Consider the following 697-nt stretch of genomic DNA (forward strand, 5'->3'; position numbering starts at 1 on the left):
TCGCCGTGGTGCTGGCCGTGCTGTTCGCCGTGGTCGGTGCGGCCTTCGCCAAACTGATCGTGCGCCCGATCAACAGTGTCACCAATGGCCTGGAAGACATTGCCCAAGGTGAAGGCGACCTGACCCGCAACCTGGAAATCCGCGGCCGCGACGAAACCGCGCAATTGGCCAGCTGGTTCAACCAATTCCTCGGCGCCATTCGCAGCCTGATCCAGCACATCGGCGCTGCCGCCAGCAAGATCCTCAGCACCTCCAGCAGCTCGACCCGCGTCTCCAGCGACATGGCCGAGGCCGCCGGCCGTCAGCGCGAAGCCGTGGACATGGTGTCCACTGCCTTCCACGAGATGGTCGCCACCGCCAACGAAGTAGCGCGGTCTTGCAGCCAGGCGGCGCAGTCGGCCGACAGCGGCCAGCAGCAAGCCCGCGAAGGCCAGCAACAGATCGATGCCGCGGTAAGCAGCGTGGACCGCCTGAGCCACGAGATCGAGCAGTCGGCGCAGTCGATCCAGCAATTGGAGCGTGACAGCAACGCCATCCAGTCGATCCTCGGCACCATCCGCTCCATTGCCGAACAGACCAACCTGCTGGCCCTGAACGCGGCCATCGAAGCAGCTCGTGCCGGTGAGCAGGGACGTGGCTTTGCCGTGGTGGCCGACGAAGTGCGGGCCCTGGCCAAGCGCACTGCCGACTCCACCGC

1 protein-coding gene is annotated in these 697 nt (G+C 66.0%); it reads left to right on the forward strand.

Annotation, left to right across the window (positions count from 1 at the left end; all coding sequences use genetic code 11):
- Positions 1-5: 5 nt before the first annotated feature.
- On the forward strand, positions 6-697 hold a 692-nt coding region (locus APH42_RS28895; protein ID WP_374701069.1), incomplete at its 3' end, for a methyl-accepting chemotaxis protein.

Origin of the sequence: Pseudomonas sp. NBRC 111140 (genome assembly GCF_001320885.1) — a bacterium.
Taxonomy (GTDB): Bacteria; Pseudomonadota; Gammaproteobacteria; order Pseudomonadales; family Pseudomonadaceae; genus Aquipseudomonas; species Aquipseudomonas putida_P.